This window comes from Methylocella silvestris (assembly GCF_002891535.1).
GTDB lineage: Bacteria > Pseudomonadota > Alphaproteobacteria > Rhizobiales > Beijerinckiaceae > Methylocapsa > Methylocapsa silvestris_A.
Window position 1 is genome coordinate 390290 of the sequence record NZ_PDZR01000001.1, and the last position, 17640, is coordinate 407929.

Genomic DNA, 17640 nt, shown 5'->3' on the forward strand with positions numbered 1-17640 from the left:
ATTCAGAGCTGGAAGAACCAGTTTGACAGCAACAAAACGATCAGGCCGCCGGCCAGCGTGAGATAAGGCAGCGCTCCGGCCCTTTTCACGGTGGCGGTTCCATCGCCGATCTGAAGATCCTCAAAGGTCTCATGCGGGAACTTGCCGCCGTCCTGAATGTAATGCCGATAGCAGAACACCGGAACGATCATGGCGGCGGTGATCAGGCCGGCCCAGAGCGCGATCGGATTCCACACCTTGGCGCCCGCCCCCATGAAGACGACGTTGACGAAGGCGAGGATCGCGGCCAGCCCGATGATCCAGTTCGGAGCCTTGTAGGGACGCGGCACATGGCCCGAATCGATGCGGTGGAGCCAGCCGGAGTTGAGGTTGAGGAAGTTGAAGATGATGTAGCCGCAATTCGACACCGCGAGGATGAAGAAGAAGCTGGTGGCGTCGGCGCAGGCGATGGCGAGAAGGATGAGGTTGAAGGTGAGATCGGTCCACATGGCGCGGGTCGGCGCGCCATGTTCGTTGACATGGCTGAGGTAGCGCGGCAGCCAGCCGTCGACCGAGCCCTGATAGAGCGTGCGTGACGATCCCGCCATGGCGGTCATGATGGAGAGGATGAGCGCCAGAATCATCAGCATCACAAGGATGCTTTCGACGAATTTCCCGCCGCCGACCATATGCGCCATGGCCTGCGCGACGCCGGAGCCGTCAACGATTGAGGGATCGAGCATGCCGGTCAGGCCAAGCACGCCCTGGAAGGTGAACGGGACCAGGATGAACAGGCCCATGCAGAGCAGCCCGGAGTAGAAAATGGCCTTGAACGTATCCGTGCCGGGATTACGGAATTCGCTGGTGTAGCAGACGGCGGTCTCAAAACCGTAGGTCGACCATGCCGCGATGAACATGCCGCCAAGGACGAGCGTCCAGCCGGCGATGTTCCAGCTGCCGGGGTCTGGCGCAGACGCTGCGGCGAGAGGAACGAGAGGCGAGAAATTGCTCCAGTCCACCTTGCCGGTCAGCAGGGGAACAAGGCCGACGATGACCATCGGAATGATGACCGTGAGGCCGATCCATTTCTGGACATTCGCGGTGCCGAGAATGCCGCGATGCTGGATCGCGAAGACCAGAAGCATCAGGACGGCGCCGACGAAGAAGGAAGCGTTGAAGGAGAAGCTGACCGGGCCGATGCTATGCGTGAAGGCGGTCCACTCCCGGATTGCCGGGGTCAGCGCCGCGACGGCCGCCGCTGTCTTGTCCGCGTCGGAACCCGCAATGCTTGCGCCATGGGCGGCGATCCATTGCGCCACTTCAGGGCCTGCGGCGAGCGGAACGGGGGCGAGCGCATTCAGGATATACGCCGCCGCGATCGAACAGCCGAGCGAGAGGACCGGGCTCCAGGCGAACCAGTTGCACCACACCGAAAGCGGGGCGACGAGCTTGGCGTAGCGCACCCAGGCCGCTGCGCCATAGATCGAGGCGCCGCCCGATTTGTTCGGGAACAAACCCGCGATCTCGGCATAAGTAAAGGACTGCAGAAACCCAAGAATGATCGAAACGGTCCAGATCAGAAAGGCCAGCTTTCCGGTCGTTCCCGCGATGCCGCCAATAGAAAACAGAACAAGCGCCGGAACGCCGCTCGCGACCCAAAAGGCGCCGCGCCAATCGATCGTTCGATGAAGCGTTCCTTCCGTCTCAATTCCTGCCTTTGCCTCGGCTATGCTTGTCATGGCGCTTTCCCTCCTTGCGGAATTCACGGGAACGTTGTGTGAAATAAGAAATCGCGGCCCATGGGATGAGCGCGGCGAATGTCCAGACGAAACATCGACGCGAATTAAAAGTCAAAAGATTTTCTTTTAAAGAAACTCCTTTCGGCAAAATGCCTGTGAGATAGGCGGAAAAGGCGGATTTAGGGCAGCCGAAGCCCCAACATTGATATGTTTCTTCTTACGAAATAATATTGACAAGCATCGTCGGGCGCATAGGATGACCACGCTCGACTCCAGAGACTGGCGGCGCGGGCGATCGCGACGCCATGGTCTTGCCGGCGGGCGTCAAACCATCCGATCTTGCGTCGCGGCGCAAAATTCAGTTCCCGGCGACCGCGACGGCGGTCAAGGAGTTCGATATGCCCGTTTCCGGAATTGTCAGCCGGCCGACCTATGAGGCTCTGGCGATCGATCCCGCCGGCCGGCGTCATCTTTTTGTCGCCGATCATGCCTTCGAGCCGGACCCGGGCGTCTTCGCGGCGTTGCCCTCCGAGGCGCCTGTCGAGCTTTGGCGCGCGCTGGCCGAGGCTCGCGTCGGCTCCGGCGCCGGTCCCCGGGCCAACGCCCTCGCGCGAGATTTTCGTTCGACGACGCAACTTCTTGACGCGCTTGCCTATCGTCTGGAACGCGAGCGCGTCGGTCTGAGGCTTTATGCCGTCGGCCTCGAATCCTTCGTCTGGGACGTCGCCCGGCTCGCGCGTGGACTTGGCATGGACAGCAGCGAATATCGGCTGTCGCATGTCGGCTCAAACCGCCGCCGCGTCTATTGCGTTCACTGCCGCGCCATCACCGAGAATGTTGCGACCAATGTCGTCGCCTGCAGCGGCTGCGGCGCAAATCTGTTTGTTCGCGATCATTTCTCGCGCCGGCTCGCCGCTTTCATGGGATTCCAGATCGATGCGGAAGCCCCCGGCGAGGTTCCCCCGATCGAAGAGGCCTTTCCATGAGCGGCGCCGACCATCTTCCCCTGCGCGTGCGCGAAACCGAGATGATTTCGCCGCTGCTGAAGCGCTTCGTCTTCGAGGCGGCTGATGGCGGCGAGCTGCCGCCGGCCGGCGCCGGCGCCCATCTGCGCCTGACCCTTGAGGGGGAGGGACGGCGCTGGAAGAACGCCTATTCGATTGTTTCCGCTCCCGCCGACCGCAGCCATCTTTCGATCATCGTGCGCCGGGTCTCGCCCTCGCGCGGCGGCTCAGCCTTTCTGCACGAGGCTGTCCACCCCGGCGCGGTCGTCGCCGCCCATGAGCCGGGGAATCTCTTTCCGATGTCGCACATCGCCCGCAAGCATCTGATGGTCAGCGGCGGCATCGGGCTGACGCCCTTCCTGTCCTATCTCGAAGCCATTGAAGCGACGGGCGCCGACTTCGAATTGCGGCATTTCTGCCGCGACGAGGAAATTCCGATCTTCGAGAGGATCCTTTCGGGGTTCGACGCAGGCAGGATCACGATCCATCCGGCCTCCGCGCCCTTCGATCTGTCGCAGGCGCTCGCCTCGCAGCCGCTCGGAACGCATCTTTATACATGCGGGCCGGAAGCGCTGATGGGGCTGGTGCTCGCGGCTGCGCGCGATCATGGCTGGCCGGCCTCAAAGCTGCATTCGGAATCCTTCGGCGGCGCTCACGCCGGCGGCCTCCCCTTCACCGCCATCTTGAAGAAATCGGGGCTGAAGGTCGCCGTGCGCGACGACCAGACGCTTCTGGAGGCGATCGAGGAAGCGGGACTCGAACCCGACTGCCTCTGCCGCGGCGGCGCCTGCGGCGTCTGCCTGACGAGCGTGCTCGAGGGCGAGCCGGATCACCGCGATCATTTTCTGGAGGGCGCTGAAAGCGCGTCCAATCGCTCGATCATGATCTGCGTGTCGCGGGCGAAGACGCAAAACATCGTGCTCGACTTGTAGGACTGGACTAAGGACCGGACCTTACGCTTCGCTGGCGTCGCGGGACGCTCGAAGGACCTGAGGCCGGATTCAATCGGAGGATTCGGATGAACCAGCGATTCAAGCCGGCGGAAACGTTCCGGCGCGACTTCACCTTCCGCAACAGCGACGAGGCGGTGTTGCGTTTCCCGTTTCCGTTCCCGGAAGATTCCTACATGTATTCGGTCAACATCGAGCCGCATACGCCGGGCGGCCCGACCGCGGCTTTTCAGGCCGCTTTCGACGTCGATGAGCATTATGTCGCCGAATGCGCGGAGCGGGCGATTGTGCTCGAGGAAGACCCCGGCCGCTGCAAGGTGCTGCCGCATATGATGGCGGCGCAGTGGGACACGCTTGAATTGATCATGGAGAGTTTTGCGCGCGACTATCCGCAGGATTTTTCCCTCACAAAAGAGGGAACGAACTGGGTCTGGGAGAATCGTCCGCTGGGGATCAAACAGTCCTTTGTGTTTGGCGACGCCAAAACCCTGCCATGTGAGCCGTTCGAATATATCACGCGTCAGGCGCAGGGCGATTTTACCTTGCAGGATCAGCGCGAAGACAATCTCTTTGTCGATGGCGGCATGGTCACGACGCAGGCCGACTGGTCGCTCGAATTCAACATTGGCATGACCTTCCATGAATGGCATGGGCCGGTGCCGCTCGCCCATCAGCTTGGCGTGTTCGATCGCGCGCTGAAGTTTCTGATGAGACTGCAATATGGGCAGCCGGTGCGGCGGCTCAACTGGACGATGACGATCAATCCGCGGCTCGATACGAGCCCTGAGAACTATCCGCTGTGGGGAACGGACCGCACCACCGTCACCCCGGAGAATGTCGCCGAAAAGGTGTTTTTGCGCGTTGAATTGCAGACGCTGTTCCGCCTGCCGCGCTCCAATGCGATTTTGTTCGGCATCCGCTGCTATCTGCTCAGCGTCGCCGATATTGCGCGCGTTGAGAAATGGGGCAAGCGGCTTCACCGCGTGTTGCTCGATCTGCCGACTGAACTGCAAGACTATAAGGGATTGACCCGCTACCGGCAGACGGTTGTCGATTATCTGGCGCCCCTTGACGATGGCGCGCCGCTGCCGAGCGGGATCGCGCCCGGCCAGACAGCGTTATGACGAGGGCCGCGCTGCAACGCAATAAGCAAGCGAAAGCAGGATAATAGCCGAGCGCCGATGGCCGCTGTACGACGGCGCACATCGAAGCAAAGAATTCCAGGGCAGAAAGGACGGAGGTAACTGGGAGGGCGCCGGAGGGGCAGATGGTTGACAAAACGATGTTTGGCCTGCCGGTCGAGCCAATCACGCGGCCGGTGCACACAACTTCCTATGCGACCGCTGCCGGCGTTTTGATCGGTTATCCCGTCTTCCGCGATTGGCGCCGCCTGTACGATCCGTACAAAATGAAGAGCGAGCCGGCCAACCGGGAAAAATTCGCCGAAGTGAAAGACGCTCACGAGCGCTCCGTGACGCGGCAGCTGGATCTCATACATCACCACGCCACGGGCAGGGCCGTCCTCGGCCAGATGAAAGCGAAGTCGCCTTCGGTGACAATTCTCCCCTATGTCTTTCAGGACATGCCTTGGGATTTTGACGAAATCGCGGTGGAGGATTTTAAGAGCGAGCGCAAGGCGACCATGAAGGGGCTCGCCTATGCAACGGACGATGACGGCGACCTCTTGATCGGCGAGGGGATCGGCAGCAATGCGCTGATTTACTACGCCACGACCCGCGTCACGTCGAAGGAAACCGCCGACCAGATCCTGCTGCACGAACTTCTTCACGCCTCGCGCGATATCCAGGGGGTGAACAGCCTCGTTCGCCTCGACGGAGGCTACAAGAATTTTGAAGAATTTTACGCGCAGGTTGTCGAAAATATCTACCGATCCGAAGACCATAAGAGGCCGGTTGATTACCACGGACATTATATCGACTCGGCGACGTTCCTGGATATGAAACTCAGCACGTCGCCTCGGCTCCTGCTTGGCCTCCTGCGGAAGACGCAACCGACGCTTTTTGCCGCGCTCGCCCATGTGAAGGCGAGTTTCAACCCGATTGCGCAGGTGGACGCGGAAGAGAAGGCGTTAATCGCGAAAATCGAACGCGGGTAGGCGTCGATTCCTGTGGGGCGATGCCCTCGCGCGGGGCGAACATAAGGCTCTAAACGGCGGTCGGCGTAATGCCGCCGTCGGCGCGCAGGATAGCTCCATTCGTCGCAGCCGAAAGCGGGCTTGCCACAAAGGCGACAAGGCTTGCGATCTCTTCCGGCTCGATCATGCGCTGGATCAGCGAGGTCGCGCGATGGTCGCGGAAAAACTGCGCTTCGAGGCCAGCCGGCGGCGCGCTCGGGTCGGCGGCGACGCTTTTCAGGAAATCGAGAATGCCCTCGGAGCGGGTCGGGCCCGGCAGGACGGAATTGACCGTCACCCGGGTGCCCTTTGTGAGCTGCGCGAGACCGCGCGAGACGGCGAGCTGCGCCGTCTTTGTCATCCCGTAATGAATCATCTCCGCGGGAGTCATCAGCGCGGATTCACTCGAGATGAAGATGATCCGCCCAGAATTCTGCCGCAGCATGGCCGGAAAATACTGGCGCGCCAGCCTGACGCCGCTGAGCACATTTATTTCGAACAATCTGAGCCAGTCTTCGTCGGAAATATCGGCGAAGGGTTTCGATTCATAGATCCCGAGATTGTTGACCAGAATATCCACGGCGGGGACGACCGCCGCGAGCGTTGCGGCGCCCTCGGCCGTCGCCGGATCCGCCAGGACAGCGCGAATCTTGCCGCCGGCCAAGGCAAGATCGGCAAGCGCTGTGTCGAGCTTGGCCTGCGTCCGGCCGCAGATGATCGTGTCCGCCCCCTCGGCTGCCAGCTTTCGCGCGATTTCGAGCCCGATGCCGGCCGTCGACCCGGTGATGAGGGCTGTTTTTCCGTCCAATTGCAGATCCACCACGATCCTCCTTTTTAATTTGACGTCGTGGCGTAGAATAAGCCTTCATCGATGATGGTTGAATGGCGCAGATATTCCTATCATCTTGTCATTGAATGACAGGATGATGCGATGAGCGATCAACGTGCGTGGGAGATGCGGGTCTTTCTTCAGGTCGTCGCCGCCGGCAGTTTCAGCGCCGCCGCGCGAATCGTCGGCATGACGCCCTCATCGACAGCCAAGCTGATCAGTCGGATCGAGACTCGGCTCGCCGCGCGGCTGATCGAACGCTCGACTCGTTCGTTGCGGCTGACCTCCGAAGGGGAGCTTTATCGCGAACGCGCGGAGGCGATCCTTGGCGATCTCGATGCGCTCGACGCGGAGGTTGTCGGCGAGGCGCGCGCGCCGACCGGGGTAATCCGGATCAATGTCTCGGTTCCCTTCGGCCAGCACTGCCTGATGCCGCAACTGCCGGCGTTCGCGCGCGAATTTCCGAAGATTCGCCTCGACCTTACGCTGACGGACGACGTCGTCGATCTCTATGCGACCGGCGCCGACATAGCGTTCCGCATCGGACAATTGGCGGATTCAGAGCTATTGGCGATTCGGCTGGGGGAGGCGCGCCGCCGGGTCGTCGCCTCAAAAACCTATCTTGAGGAATATGGAATCCCGCGCACCGTTGCCGATCTCGATCGCCATAAATGTCTCGGTTTCAATTTTCGCCGGGCCGCGGCGGTCTGGCCGCTGCAAGCCGGCGGCCGGTTAACCGAGCGCGAGGCGCAGGGCGCAATCACCGCCAATAATGGCGAGACTCTGCGTTGCCTGGCGACCCTCGGGCTCGGCCTTGCGCGGCTCGCCGAATTCCACATCAAGGAGGATCTCGAGGCCGGACGTCTCGTCACGGTCCTCGATGACACGCTCGTCGATAGCGAGGCGGTCCACGCCCTCTACATGGGCCGCGAGCGCGCCCCCCGCCGCGTGCGCGCGTTCCTTGATTTCATCACGCCGCGCCTGCGCGAGTTGTTGCGCGAGCCCTTAACCGCCGGGACGGAGCGCGACTCGATCAGCCGAACTTGAACAGGACGCCAAAGCCGCCGCGCGGATAGCTCCAGGTGATCTCGCCGGTCGGCTCCAGAAGAACGCGGCAGGTGCCGCATTCGAGGCATCCGTCCGAAACGATTTCGACCTGTCCCGTGTCGGTTTCCGCGTAGCAGCCCGCGGGGCAGACTTTCGTCATCGCCAGCAGATTGCGCGACGGAATGGTATGCGGCTCAATCGCAATATGCGGCTTGCCGGCGTCTACGATGTAGCGGTTCTGGTAGAGTTTTTCCTCTACCCGTCCGAGTTCCTTTGCCATGTCATCCTCCTAAAACTTGACGTCAACGCCACGCGCGGGCGAATTTGAAGGCGTCTCCAAAGAGCCCCATCAGCGAGCGCTGCTTCACGAAGGAGCGGATTGAGGCATTTTCCTTCTCGAGCTTCGGCTTCCCGTCGACGCGCAGGAAATTATCCATCGCGGTCGAAATGAGCTCGGGATAGGTCAGGAAGAAATTCTTCGAGTTGGTATGCAGCAGATGCGGCATATCCTTGTATTTCTTGAGATCTTTCATGACGAAGCTGTCGTCGATATAGGTCTTGTAGAGCGACAGGTTTTGCTTCGTCATCGGGTCGCGGCGCGATTTGATCTGGAAGATCGCCTCGCCGGCGAGGCGCCCGGAGGTCATCGCCAGGTTCGAGCCTTCGCGGTGAATGGCGTTGTTGAGCTGCGCGGCGTCGCCGACGACGACCCAGCCCTCGCCGAAGAGATCCGGAATCGCCTTATACCCGCCTTCCGGGATGAGGTGCGCGGCATATTCCTTGACTTCCGATCCTTGAATCAGTGGGGCGACGGAAGGATGCTTCTTGAAGGCTTCGAGCAGGCCGTAGGGGGTCTGCTGCTTTTCGGCGAAATCGGATACGAGGCAGCCGATGCCGAGCGAGAGGCACTCCTTGTTGGTGTAGATGAAGCCCATGCCGGTCATACCCTTGGAGATCGTGCCGACGGCTTCGATCACGACGCCCTCGTCGCCGCGCAGATTGAAGCGGGCGTCGATGGTCTCCTGGGGCAGGAAGTGCATTTCCTTGACGGCCAGCGCGACATTCTCGGGCTTCGGCGCCGGGCGCAGGCCGGCTCGCGTCCCGAGCAAGGCGTTGACGCCTTCGGCGAGCACGACGACGTCGGCGAAGATCGTGTCCGCATCACGGTCGGTGCGCACGCCAATCACCTTGCCATAGGCGTCGCTGACGAGTTCCGTGACCGTCGTCTCACAGATGACGAGCGCGCCCTTGGCCTGAACCTCTTTCGAGAACCAGCGATCGAACTGCGATCTTATGATCGTGTAGCGATTGGCTTTCTCTTCGTTGAATTCATCCGAGCGATAATGCATGCCGGTATGCGACTTGTCGGTCATCATCCACATGCGCTGCTCGATCAGGCGGCGCTCGAGCGGCGCCTCCTCGCGGAATTCAGGCACAATCTTCTCGAGCATGTCAGCATAGAGAATCGCGCCCTGCACATTCTTCGAGCCGGGATATTCGCCGCGCTCCAGCTGGAGCACCTTGAGGCCGCGCGAGGCCATGGTGTGAGCGGCCGCATTGCCGGCCATGCCGGCGCCAATCACGATCGCGTCGAATCTTTCCTCGATCATTTCAATCCCCTTGAGCTTAGCCTGCAAGCCGGTCGCGGCTATGGGGCGAAAGACGTTTTCTGAAGGCTTCGGTCAGAGCCGGCAGAAGACGGATGGCGTCGGTGACGATGCCGATGTGAGCGAAATCGAAGATCGGCGCGTCCTTGTCGGTGTTGATCGCGACAATGCAATCAGCGCCTTCGACGCCGACGCGATGCTGGATCGCTCCCGAGATGCCAGCCGCGATGTAGAGCTTTGGGCGAATCGTCTTGCCGGTCTGGCCGATCTGCCGGTCCGAGGTGATCCAGCCCTTCTGCACCAGCGGACGCGAGCCGCCGAATTCAGCGCCGAGCACGCTGGCAAGATTGCGCACGAGCTGGAAATTCTCGAGGCTCTGCAGCCCGAGGCCGCCGGAGACGACCACGTCCGCATAGGCGAGATTCGATTTGGCGCTGTCGCGATCGGGCACATATTTCAGGATCTTGGTGAGGATCTGGTCCTCGTCGAGATCGGGCTTGAAGGAAATGATGCGGCCTTCGCGTCCCTCGACGCGCGGCGGCATCGGCATCACGCGCGGGCGCACCGTCGCCATTTGCGGCCGGTAGTTCAGCGTGTAGATCGTGCAAAGCAGCGACCCGCCGAAGGTCGGCCGCGTCGCGGCGAGCGAGCCGTCGGCGTCGACGGCAAGTTCGGTGCAGTCCGCCGTGAGCCCGGTCAAAAGGGTGGTCGCGACAGAGCCGGCGAGATCGCGTCCGAGCGTCGTCGCGCCAAGCAACAGGATCTCGGGCTTGTGTGCGTTGACGAGCTGCGTCATCGCCTTGGAATAGGGCTCGTTGCGATAGTCGGCGAGCGTCTCGTCCTCGACGAGATAGGCGAGATCCGCGCCATAGGCGAAGGCTTCCTTCGCCGCCTCGCGCATGGTCTCGCCCGGCGCGCCGAGAATGGCGGCGGCGAGTTCGACGCCAAGCGAGTCGGCGAGCTTGCGTCCCGCGCCGAGCAGCTCGAAGGAGACCGGATGGATAGTTCCCCGTTCGATCTCGATCAAAACCCAGACGTGCTTATAGCCGCGGAAATGTTCGGGCAGCTCTTTCTTCATTGAGGCCCGGCTGGGAGCCGATGCGGGGGCGGCGGGCTTGTCCGACATATCGATCTCCTCAGAATCCGGCGGCGGTTGTGGTGAGGTCCTGCTCCAGGGCGGGCTGACGCTCGAACAGCGTCGTGATGAGATTCTCCGCTTCCTGCGAAGCCACATCCGCGGTCGGTACAAAGAAAGCGCGCTCGGAACGCGGCGGCGGCGCAAAGACCTTTTTCACAACCGTCGGCGACCCCTTGAGGCCGCATTTGGTCATGTCCGCGATGCCGGCGTCCTTGGCGCTCCAGGTGACGATCTCAGCGCGGGCCGCGCGCAGCGCATCCTTCATGGCGCCGCGACGCACCTCGTTCGAGCCTTCGAGCATGGTGATGAGGCAGGGCAATTTGGTCTTGAGCACATGCACGCCGCCTTCGGACCGGCGCTCGACGATGATTTCTCTTTTGTCCGGATCGCATTCGACGATCTTCGCGACATAGGTCAGCTGCAGCAGATCGAGCCGCTTGGCGATCCCCGGCCCGACCTGGGCGGTGTCGCCGTCAATCGTCTGCTTGCCGGTGAACACGATGTCCGGCGCGCCGAATGTCTCGCTGATTTTCACGATCGCCTGCGTCAGGGCGAAGCTTGTTGCAAGAGTGTCGGAGCCCGCGAAGAACCGGTCGGTCAGAAGCACGGCCCGGTCCGCGCCGATGGCGAGCGCCTTGCGCAGTGAATCCGAGGCCATGGGCGGGCCCATGGTGAGCACCGTCACCTCCCCGCCAAACTGATCGCGCAGGCGCAGAGCTTCTTCGAGCGAGAACAGATCATATGGGTTGATGATCGTCGGCACGCCCTGACGCATGATCGTCTGAGTGACCGGATTGATCCGGATCTGCGCGCTATCTGGCACCTGCTTGATGCAGACGAGGATATGCATGATGAATGTCCCTTAAAATCGTTCAGGCCGAGTTCTGCCGCTCCATGTCGCGCGAGCTCACGACAACCGGGCTCAGCGAGACGAACGATGGTTTCGGCTCTTCCTTCGGCTTCACCGCGTCTTTCAGCACTTTGAACACACGTTGTTCGATCGGCGAGGATTCGACGAAATCATTATAGGCGTTTTCCAGAAAGGCGCGGCAGGCGAGCCAGATGTCGTCGTCGCTGCCGACGGCCTCGTTGGTGTAGAGATATTCGCCCATGCGGCGCAGAATGTGCAGCCGCGCCACCCGCAGAACGGTTGGGTCATAGGCGACGCCGAGTGTGTCGAAGAAATCTTCGGCGGACGAGAGCGAGCGAAGTTGGTCGATTGCGCTCATGACGTTTGATCCTCCGTTTGGATATGCGGGCGCCCCTTGTCGGCGCGACCTGCGCCGACCTTTTGTTGCAAATGCGAGAGGCGTGTTTCGAGAAAGTCGATGCGGTCGATCATGATCGACATCGCGTCGGCGACCGGATTGGGAATGAGATGATGCTCGAGATCGATGCGCCCGCCGGGTCCCGAGCGCGGCCGCGCCTTGCGCACGATCTGGCCGGGGATTCCGACGACGGTGGCTTCCGGCGCGACATCCTCGATGATGACCGAATTCGCGCCGACCCTGGCGTTGCGGCCCACCGTGATGTCGCCGAGGATCTTCGCGCCGGCGCCGACCAGCACGCCGTCTTCGAGGGTTGGGTGGCGCTTGCCGGGCGACCAGGACGAACCGCCAAGCGTCACCCCGTGATAGAGCGTCACGTCATCGCCGACGATCGCCGTCTCGCCGATCACGACGCCGGCCCCATGATCGATGAAGAAGCGCTCGCCGATGCGGGCGCCCGGATGGATGTCGACGTTGGTCAGGAACCGCGCCGCGAACGACAGCAGGCGGGCGAGAAACTTATGCTTTGCGGTCCACAGCCCGTGCGAGATGCGGTGAAGGACGATCGCATGCACGCCCGGATAAAGGAGCGCGATCTCGACCGTGTTGCGCGCCGCCGGATCGCGCTGATGAACGCAGGCGACGTCGTCCCGGATCATGCGCCACAGCGATTTTGGCGCGAGTGTTTCGCTTTCGATGGCTACGACGCTCATGAGGCTGCTCCCGTGGGAACAGTCGTCACAGGCTGGCGTGCTTCGCTGCGAACCTGCGCGACAAGTTCGGCGACGTCGCCGCGGCCGAGCGGACGATGGTTCGCGAGCGCGCGGCGCTTGGCGAGCAGCAGCACCTGAGCCGCTTCGTCGCGATCGATATCCATGCTGAGTTCGGCGCAAAGGCCGGTGATCGCCGAAAGGCCGGAATGCTTGCCGATGACCACTTTGTTGCGCCGTCCGAGGATTGCCGGATCGAGGCCTTGATAGGTCCGCGGATCCTTCATCAAAGCGGCGACATGGATGCCGGATTCATGCGTGAAGATGTCGGGTCCGACGATCGCTTTCGCGCGTCCGATCGGCCGGTTCGCCGCTTGCGCGACAAGACGCGCCAGCGCGCGCAGCCGCAGCGGATCGACGTTGGAGCGGCCGGCGACGGCGTGGCCAAGCCCCACCGCCACTTCCTCGAGCGCGGCGTTGCCGGCGCGTTCGCCAAGGCCGAGAACCGTGACGCTCGCGTGCCTTGCTCCTGCGCGCAGCGCCGCGAGCGTGTTGGCGGTAGCCAGTCCGAGATCGTCATGACCGTGAAATTCGAGCGGGAGACCGGTCTCCTCGCGCACGCGGCGCACCGCCTCGAAGGTCGAGAAGGGGTCGAGCATGCCCATCGTGTCGGCGAAGCGAAGCCGGCTCGCGCCTTCGTCGGCGGCGGCGCGGGCTACCTCGCCGATGTCGCGCGGATCGGCGCGGGAGGAATCCTCGCCGCCAAGCGCGACGGTCAGGCCATGTTCGACCGCATAGGCCACGACGCGGCGCACCCGCGAGGCGATCTCGGCGACATCGGCGTTCAGCTTTACCGTCATCTGAACGCGCGACATGGGCGCGGAAATATTGACGTGGCTGACCCCGGCGGCGAGCGCGGCGTCGACGTCGCCCTTGCTCAAGCGGCACCAGGCGACGACGCGGCAGGGCAGGCCTGCGGCGGCGATGGCGCCGATTGAATCGATTTCATCCGCGCCCATTGCCGGCGTGCCGGCCTCGATCTCGTCGACCCCGGCGGCGGCAAGCTCGCGGGCGATCGCGAGTTTCACCCGCGCGGAGAAGGCGACGCCGGGCGCCTGTTCGCCATCCCGCAGCGTGGTGTCGTTGATCGAAATCAGGGGGTTCTCATCCGACATCTGGCGCCTCATGCGTAAAGTGGCGTGGCGTCGCCGGAAGGCGACTTTCCATCGGACCAGAACGGCGACAGTGCGCGGAGCTTGTCGACGATCGGCGGCAGCGCTTCGATCACGCGATCGACGTCCGCCTCGCTGTTATCGCGCGAAAGGGAGAAGCGGATCGCCCCGTGCAGCGCGGCTTCGGGGACATGCATCGCCCGCAGAACATGGCTCGGCTCGGTCGATCCCGCCGTGCAGGCCGATCCCGTCGAGGCGGCGACGCCGGCCCGCGTCAGATGCAGCAGGATCGCCTCGCCTTCGATATAGTCGAAGGCGATATTCGAGGTGTTGGGCAGCCGGTCGTGCGGGTCGCCGTTGACGGCGCAATTCGCCACGCTGCTTAAAATCGCCTTCTCGAGTCGGTCGCGCAACGCCTTGACGCGTCCCAGCTCGTCGGGGAAATTCTGGATGGCGAGTTCGGCTGCCTTGCCGAGGCCGACGATGGCGGGAACGTTCTCCGTCCCGGCGCGCCGTCCGCGCTCCTGATGGCCGCCACGGATGAGCGGTTTGAACCGAACGCCGCGCTTTACATAAAGGGCGCCGATTCCCTTCGGCGCGTGCAGCTTGTGGCCGGACAGCGACAGCATGTCGATCGCCGTATCTTTCAGCGCGACTGGAAGCTTGCCGATGGCCTGTACGGCGTCGGTGTGAAACAGGGCGCCGGCCGCCTTGGCGAGATCGGCGAGCGCGTCGACGGGGACGATCGTGCCCGTCTCATTGTTCGCCCACATAATGGAGACCAGGGCGACTCTGTCCGAGAGAGCGGAGCGGTAGGCGTCAAGATCGAGCCGGCCGTAGGAATCGACGCCGATGACATGAATTTTGGCGCGCCCGGTCTTCTCCAGATGCTCGCAAAGCTGCAGCACGGAAGGGTGCTCGACGGCGCTCGTAATGATTTCATCGCGGCCCGGCATGGCTTCGAGCGCGGCCATGACCGCGGTCGTGTTGCTTTCGGTGCCACCCGAGGTGTAGATGATCTCGTGATCATGGGCAGCTCCGAGGAGCTCCTGCAACTGCTTGCGCGCAGTCTTGATCGCGCCGGCGACGGTCTCGCCGAAGGAATGCGTCGACGAGGCGTTGCCGAACTGCTCGGTAAAAAAGGGCAGCATCGACTCGAGGACGGCGGGATCGACCCGGGTCGTGGCGTTGTTGTCGAGATAGATCGGCTTCATCTGCGCCTCCTCAATGTCCGCTGGCGGCTTTGCCGAAAGGGGTCTTGCCGACCGGGATGACGCGGAGCGGGACGCCGAGCTTTTCGACCAGTTTTTCCTGAATGCCGGAAATTGTCGCGCTGGCGAGCTTGCAAAGTACGCAGGCGCCCGACATTTTGACGAGGACGTTCGAGCCGTCGACGTCGATCAATTCGCAATCGCCGCCGTCTTTGCGCAGGAACGGGCGCAGCTCCTCGATCGTCTCTTCGATCAGCTTAATCTTGCGCAAATTCGTCATCGCCGGTTCGCCTGCAGGCGCGGAGGGCGCGAGCGGCGAAATCTGGATTCTGGGGCGCGCGACCGGCTGCGCCGGCGTCTCCGGCGTCGCAGCGACTGTGGCCGGCGCCGGTTTTGGCGCGCGGGTTTGCAGCGAAAAGGCGGCCTCCCTGGCGATCAATCCTTCGGCGACCAGCTCCGCGTTGGTTTGTGCGAGGACGGCCTCAAGCTTGTCGTAGCAGGTGAAGCACCCGGCCCCGGCCTTTGTGAAGGCGGTGAGCTGGTCGACGCTCGTCAGCCTGTTCATCCTGATGGCGTGCTTCAGCGAGCCTTCACTGACGCCGGAGCATTTGCAGATCAGGGCGCCGGGCTCATCGCTGGCCGTCCAGGCCTCGCCGCGGAAATTGGCGATCGCTCCCTGCAGCGCGTCATGGCCGAGGACCGCGCAATGCATTTTTTCCGGCGGCAAGCCGCCGAGGGACGCGGCGATCTGCTGGGTGGTGAGGCCGGAGGCTTCAACGATCGTCTTGCCGATGATGAGTTCTGTCAGCGCCGAGGAGGAGGCGATCGCCGAGCCGCAGCCGAATGTCTGAAAGCGGGCGTCGAGAATGACCTCGGTCAGCGGATCGACTTTCAGCATCAGCTTCAAGGCGTCGCCGCAGGAGAGCGTCCCGGCCTCCCCGACAGCATTGGCTTCGGCGAGAGGACCGGCATTCTTCGGATTGAAGAAATGATCCTTGATTTTGTCGCTGTAGTCCAACATGGCGGGAGCCCCGGCGCTTTCGGTCATCAGCTGAAGGATTTGCCGCAGGAGCAGCTGTTTGTGGCCGTCGGATTGTTGAATGTGAACCCAGCGCCTTCGAGGCCCGACACAAAATCGACGGTGGTGCCGTAGAGATGCGGCAGGCTCGCCTCATCGACATAGACCTTGACGCCGTCGCGTTCGACGAGGATGTCGCTCGGGTTGATGTCGCTGACGAGGCCCATCATATATTTGAGCCCCGCGCATCCCCCGGCCTCAACCATGATGCGGAGCCCCTCGACCTGAGCGCCGGCTCCTTCGATCGCCTGGCGCACCGCGTCCACTGCGCCGTCCGTTAGCTGGATCATGGTGAAATTCCTTAAATTTCTGGACCTGCCTCAGACCCTGTTTCGCAATAGCCGTGCCATCGGGTAAGATATTGAAATATAAAGAATTGCGTCGTGGCCGACCGCGTGTCTGAATTCCATCAAATGTCCGGAAAACGACAAATCGCAATGGTTCTAAAAAAGGCCGGGCGGGGCATTGCCCAAGACGCGGGAAAAGCTTCAGACCGTCCGCGTCGCGTCGCGTCTGATGCGGGCAAGGGCGCTTTCGCCGGTCTCCTCGCCGAAACAATTGTCGAAATCGGAGCATTCGCGGCAGCTTGGCGCCGTGCAGAGCGTGAAGCCTTCCATCTCGCAGAGCGATCGATAGAAAAACTTCTTCCATTTCATGTTGGCGACGTTGCGGCCGGCAAGATGCGGAAAGCGCTCGTCCATGAGCCGCGTAAGCTCGGCCCGTTCGATGAGACCGAGATCCTGCCAAAGATGATTGTCAGACATGGAGCGGCGCACGACCATTGCGGTCAACCAGCGCGCCGGCGCGGATTGATCCGCCTGATGGCTTTGCAGCAGCTGCAGCAGCTGTTCTTCTTCATCATCGAAGGCGGCTGTCAAAGGCTCGGCGGCAAGGTCGATTTGCGCAAGGCCTGCGGGCAGCCAGTCCCGCAACAGCTGCGCGAGTTGATCGCGATCAAGTCCGACGGCGCGGCAGAGCGAGGAGCCGTCCCGCGTCGCCTCGTGAAGACCGACCGCGAGAATGCAGGTCAGGACATGAGCGGTAAAGGGATCGGCCAACGCGGCCGCCGCCGGGGCGGCGCGCAGGGCGTTGTAAAGAGCGGTGGGATCCGGCGCCGGTTCGCCGCGCCCGACCGCGTTCAGGCGGGGCGCCGGCGACAATCCGTGGCCCGGATCGGTTATCATGACGCTAGGCCGACAACGTGTCGGCGCTCACATGCGTCTGGCAATTTTTCGGACAGACCTTGGAGCAAGCGTTGCAGCCAATGCAGGAATCGGGATGCTCCACCGCCATGATTTTGCGGTTGAGGTCGCCGTCGAAATCATCGTCGTCGTCCTGCGTCACGGCGCCAAGAATCTCGCCCTCATCATTGACGCCATAGAGGGTCATGACGTTTTGCGGACACACCTTGAAGCAGCGGCCGCAGCCGATGCAGGTGACGGGATCGATCTCGGTCAGATATTGCGGCGTCCATGTGGCGCCGCCACGGGTCTTATGTTCACCCATCACGCATCCTCCAGAGCCTTGAGCCGCGCGCGGGCGTCTTCGAGGGCCTTGTAAGCGGCATAAGTCTGCTGGGCGACGTCGTTGATCGTCATCCAGTTGACCGGCAGATCTTCGGAGAGATCGTGCAGGGCCAATTTCATGTTGGTCGCCTTGGACGAGAGCTTCTTGATCTCGGCCTTGAGTTCATCGATGGAGCTCAAATCGTCCTCCTGAGGGTTGAGCGCGGGCTCCGGGGGCGCTCGCCCCCGAAGGCGCTGTTGCGAAAAGT

The 17640-nt window shown here is 62.4% G+C and carries 20 protein-coding genes; 5 read left to right on the forward strand and 15 right to left on the reverse strand.

Going from position 1 to position 17640, the window contains the following annotated elements:
• Positions 1–2: 2 nt before the first annotated feature.
• Positions 3–1718, reverse strand: coding sequence for an APC family permease (locus tag CR492_RS01755; protein WP_102841973.1), 1716 nt, complete (start codon positions 1716–1718; stop codon positions 3–5).
• Between the two features lie 398 nt (positions 1719–2116).
• Between CR492_RS01755 and CR492_RS01760 the strand changes: the two genes are divergently transcribed.
• From CR492_RS01760 to CR492_RS01775, 4 genes are all read left to right on the forward strand, one after another.
• Entirely contained in the window at positions 2117–2704 is a 588-nt protein-coding gene (locus CR492_RS01760; protein WP_102842334.1) for a dimethylamine monooxygenase subunit gamma, read from the forward strand.
• Positions 2701–3654 carry a PDR/VanB family oxidoreductase gene (locus tag CR492_RS01765; RefSeq protein WP_102841974.1) on the forward strand — a complete coding sequence of 318 codons (954 nt, stop codon included), beginning with the start codon at positions 2701–2703 and terminating at the stop codon, positions 3652–3654. The genes CR492_RS01760 and CR492_RS01765 overlap by 4 nt, the downstream gene beginning before the upstream one ends.
• An 86-nt stretch (positions 3655–3740) precedes the next feature.
• Positions 3741–4796, forward strand: coding sequence for a dimethylamine monooxygenase subunit alpha (locus CR492_RS01770; protein ID WP_102841975.1), 1056 nt, complete (start codon positions 3741–3743; stop codon positions 4794–4796).
• A gap of 143 nt (positions 4797–4939) precedes the next feature.
• Positions 4940–5788, forward strand: coding sequence for a hypothetical protein (locus CR492_RS01775; protein WP_102841976.1), 849 nt, complete (start codon positions 4940–4942; stop codon positions 5786–5788).
• 49 nt (positions 5789–5837) lie between these two features.
• Here CR492_RS01775 and CR492_RS01780 read toward each other — a convergent pair whose 3' ends face one another.
• Entirely contained in the window at positions 5838–6626 is a 789-nt protein-coding gene (locus tag CR492_RS01780) for an SDR family NAD(P)-dependent oxidoreductase (RefSeq protein ID WP_102841977.1), read from the reverse strand.
• Positions 6627–6737: 111 nt separating this feature from the next.
• On the opposite strand from CR492_RS01780, the gene CR492_RS01785 reads away from it, so the two are divergent.
• Entirely contained in the window at positions 6738–7682 is a 945-nt protein-coding gene (locus CR492_RS01785; RefSeq protein WP_102841978.1) for a LysR family transcriptional regulator, read from the forward strand.
• Here CR492_RS01785 and CR492_RS01790 read toward each other — a convergent pair.
• The 13 genes from CR492_RS01790 to CR492_RS01850 form a co-directional block, all read right to left on the reverse strand.
• Positions 7669–7962 (reverse strand): ferredoxin family protein, encoded by a 294-nt coding sequence (locus CR492_RS01790; protein WP_012592566.1) that lies wholly within the window; start codon positions 7960–7962, stop codon positions 7669–7671. The two genes, CR492_RS01785 and CR492_RS01790, sit on opposite strands and share 14 nt — an antisense overlap.
• Positions 7963–7984: 22 nt before the next feature.
• Positions 7985–9292 carry an FAD-dependent oxidoreductase gene (locus tag CR492_RS01795; protein ID WP_012592567.1) on the reverse strand — a complete coding sequence of 436 codons (1308 nt, stop codon included), beginning with the start codon at positions 9290–9292 and terminating at the stop codon, positions 7985–7987.
• A gap of 16 nt (positions 9293–9308) precedes the next feature.
• Positions 9309–10415, reverse strand: coding sequence for an electron transfer flavoprotein subunit alpha/FixB family protein (locus CR492_RS01800; protein WP_102841979.1), 1107 nt, complete (start codon positions 10413–10415; stop codon positions 9309–9311).
• Positions 10416–10425: 10 nt separating this feature from the next.
• The gene (locus CR492_RS01805; RefSeq protein ID WP_102841980.1) at positions 10426–11277 is read right to left on the reverse strand and encodes an electron transfer flavoprotein subunit beta/FixA family protein; all 852 of its coding nucleotides are present in this window, start codon (positions 11275–11277) and stop codon (positions 10426–10428) included.
• Positions 11278–11299: 22 nt separating this feature from the next.
• Positions 11300–11656, reverse strand: coding sequence for a nitrogenase stabilizing/protective protein NifW (gene nifW / locus CR492_RS01810; protein WP_102841981.1), 357 nt, complete (start codon positions 11654–11656; stop codon positions 11300–11302).
• Entirely contained in the window at positions 11653–12408 is a 756-nt protein-coding gene (gene cysE / locus CR492_RS01815) for a serine O-acetyltransferase (protein ID WP_102841982.1), read from the reverse strand. The genes nifW and cysE overlap by 4 nt, the downstream gene beginning before the upstream one ends.
• Positions 12405–13580, reverse strand: coding sequence for a homocitrate synthase/isopropylmalate synthase family protein (locus tag CR492_RS01820; protein ID WP_102841983.1), 1176 nt, complete (start codon positions 13578–13580; stop codon positions 12405–12407). Before CR492_RS01820 ends, cysE begins: the two co-directional genes overlap by 4 nt.
• A gap of 8 nt (positions 13581–13588) precedes the next feature.
• Entirely contained in the window at positions 13589–14791 is a 1203-nt protein-coding gene (gene nifS / locus CR492_RS01825) for a cysteine desulfurase NifS (protein ID WP_102841984.1), read from the reverse strand.
• Between the two features lie 10 nt (positions 14792–14801).
• Positions 14802–15809 carry a Fe-S cluster assembly protein NifU gene (gene nifU / locus CR492_RS01830; RefSeq protein WP_102842335.1) on the reverse strand — a complete coding sequence of 336 codons (1008 nt, stop codon included), beginning with the start codon at positions 15807–15809 and terminating at the stop codon, positions 14802–14804.
• Between the two features lie 26 nt (positions 15810–15835).
• Positions 15836–16156 (reverse strand): HesB/IscA family protein, encoded by a 321-nt coding sequence (locus tag CR492_RS01835; RefSeq protein ID WP_102841985.1) that lies wholly within the window; start codon positions 16154–16156, stop codon positions 15836–15838.
• Between the two features lie 198 nt (positions 16157–16354).
• Positions 16355–17050, reverse strand: a complete 696-nt coding sequence (locus CR492_RS01840) for a nitrogen fixation protein NifQ (RefSeq protein WP_102841986.1) — start codon at positions 17048–17050, stop codon at positions 16355–16357.
• 4 nt (positions 17051–17054) lie between these two features.
• Entirely contained in the window at positions 17055–17372 is a 318-nt protein-coding gene (fdxB, locus tag CR492_RS01845) for a ferredoxin III, nif-specific (RefSeq protein WP_102841987.1), read from the reverse strand.
• On the reverse strand, positions 17372–17572 hold the full coding sequence (locus CR492_RS01850; RefSeq protein WP_102841988.1) for a CCE_0567 family metalloprotein: 201 nt from the start codon (positions 17570–17572) through the stop codon (positions 17372–17374). The genes fdxB and CR492_RS01850 overlap by 1 nt, the downstream gene beginning before the upstream one ends.
• Between the last annotated feature and the right edge of the window lie 68 nt (positions 17573–17640).

Excerpts from the sequence above, each read along its gene's own strand:
- CR492_RS01755 (WP_102841973.1), bottom strand. The coding sequence starts at position 1,718 with ATGACAAGCATAGCCGAGGCAAAGGCAGGAATTGAGACGGAAGGAACG.
- CR492_RS01760 (WP_102842334.1), top strand. The coding sequence starts at position 2,117 with ATGCCCGTTTCCGGAATTGTCAGCCGGCCGACCTATGAGGCTCTGGCG.
- CR492_RS01765 (WP_102841974.1), top strand. The coding sequence starts at position 2,701 with ATGAGCGGCGCCGACCATCTTCCCCTGCGCGTGCGCGAAACCGAGATG.
- CR492_RS01770 (WP_102841975.1), top strand. The coding sequence starts at position 3,741 with ATGAACCAGCGATTCAAGCCGGCGGAAACGTTCCGGCGCGACTTCACC.
- CR492_RS01775 (WP_102841976.1), top strand. The coding sequence starts at position 4,940 with ATGGTTGACAAAACGATGTTTGGCCTGCCGGTCGAGCCAATCACGCGG.
- CR492_RS01785 (WP_102841978.1), top strand. The coding sequence starts at position 6,738 with ATGAGCGATCAACGTGCGTGGGAGATGCGGGTCTTTCTTCAGGTCGTC.
- CR492_RS01790 (WP_012592566.1), bottom strand. The coding sequence starts at position 7,962 with ATGGCAAAGGAACTCGGACGGGTAGAGGAAAAACTCTACCAGAACCGC.
- CR492_RS01795 (WP_012592567.1), bottom strand. The coding sequence starts at position 9,292 with ATGATCGAGGAAAGATTCGACGCGATCGTGATTGGCGCCGGCATGGCC.
- CR492_RS01800 (WP_102841979.1), bottom strand. The coding sequence starts at position 10,415 with ATGTCGGACAAGCCCGCCGCCCCCGCATCGGCTCCCAGCCGGGCCTCA.
- CR492_RS01805 (WP_102841980.1), bottom strand. The coding sequence starts at position 11,277 with ATGCATATCCTCGTCTGCATCAAGCAGGTGCCAGATAGCGCGCAGATC.
- nifW (WP_102841981.1), bottom strand. The coding sequence starts at position 11,656 with ATGAGCGCAATCGACCAACTTCGCTCGCTCTCGTCCGCCGAAGATTTC.
- cysE (WP_102841982.1), bottom strand. The coding sequence starts at position 12,408 with ATGAGCGTCGTAGCCATCGAAAGCGAAACACTCGCGCCAAAATCGCTG.
- CR492_RS01820 (WP_102841983.1), bottom strand. The coding sequence starts at position 13,580 with ATGTCGGATGAGAACCCCCTGATTTCGATCAACGACACCACGCTGCGG.
- nifS (WP_102841984.1), bottom strand. The coding sequence starts at position 14,791 with ATGAAGCCGATCTATCTCGACAACAACGCCACGACCCGGGTCGATCCC.
- nifU (WP_102842335.1), bottom strand. The coding sequence starts at position 15,809 with ATGTTGGACTACAGCGACAAAATCAAGGATCATTTCTTCAATCCGAAG.
- CR492_RS01835 (WP_102841985.1), bottom strand. The coding sequence starts at position 16,156 with ATGATCCAGCTAACGGACGGCGCAGTGGACGCGGTGCGCCAGGCGATC.
- CR492_RS01840 (WP_102841986.1), bottom strand. The coding sequence starts at position 17,050 with ATGATAACCGATCCGGGCCACGGATTGTCGCCGGCGCCCCGCCTGAAC.
- fdxB (WP_102841987.1), bottom strand. The coding sequence starts at position 17,372 with ATGGGTGAACATAAGACCCGTGGCGGCGCCACATGGACGCCGCAATAT.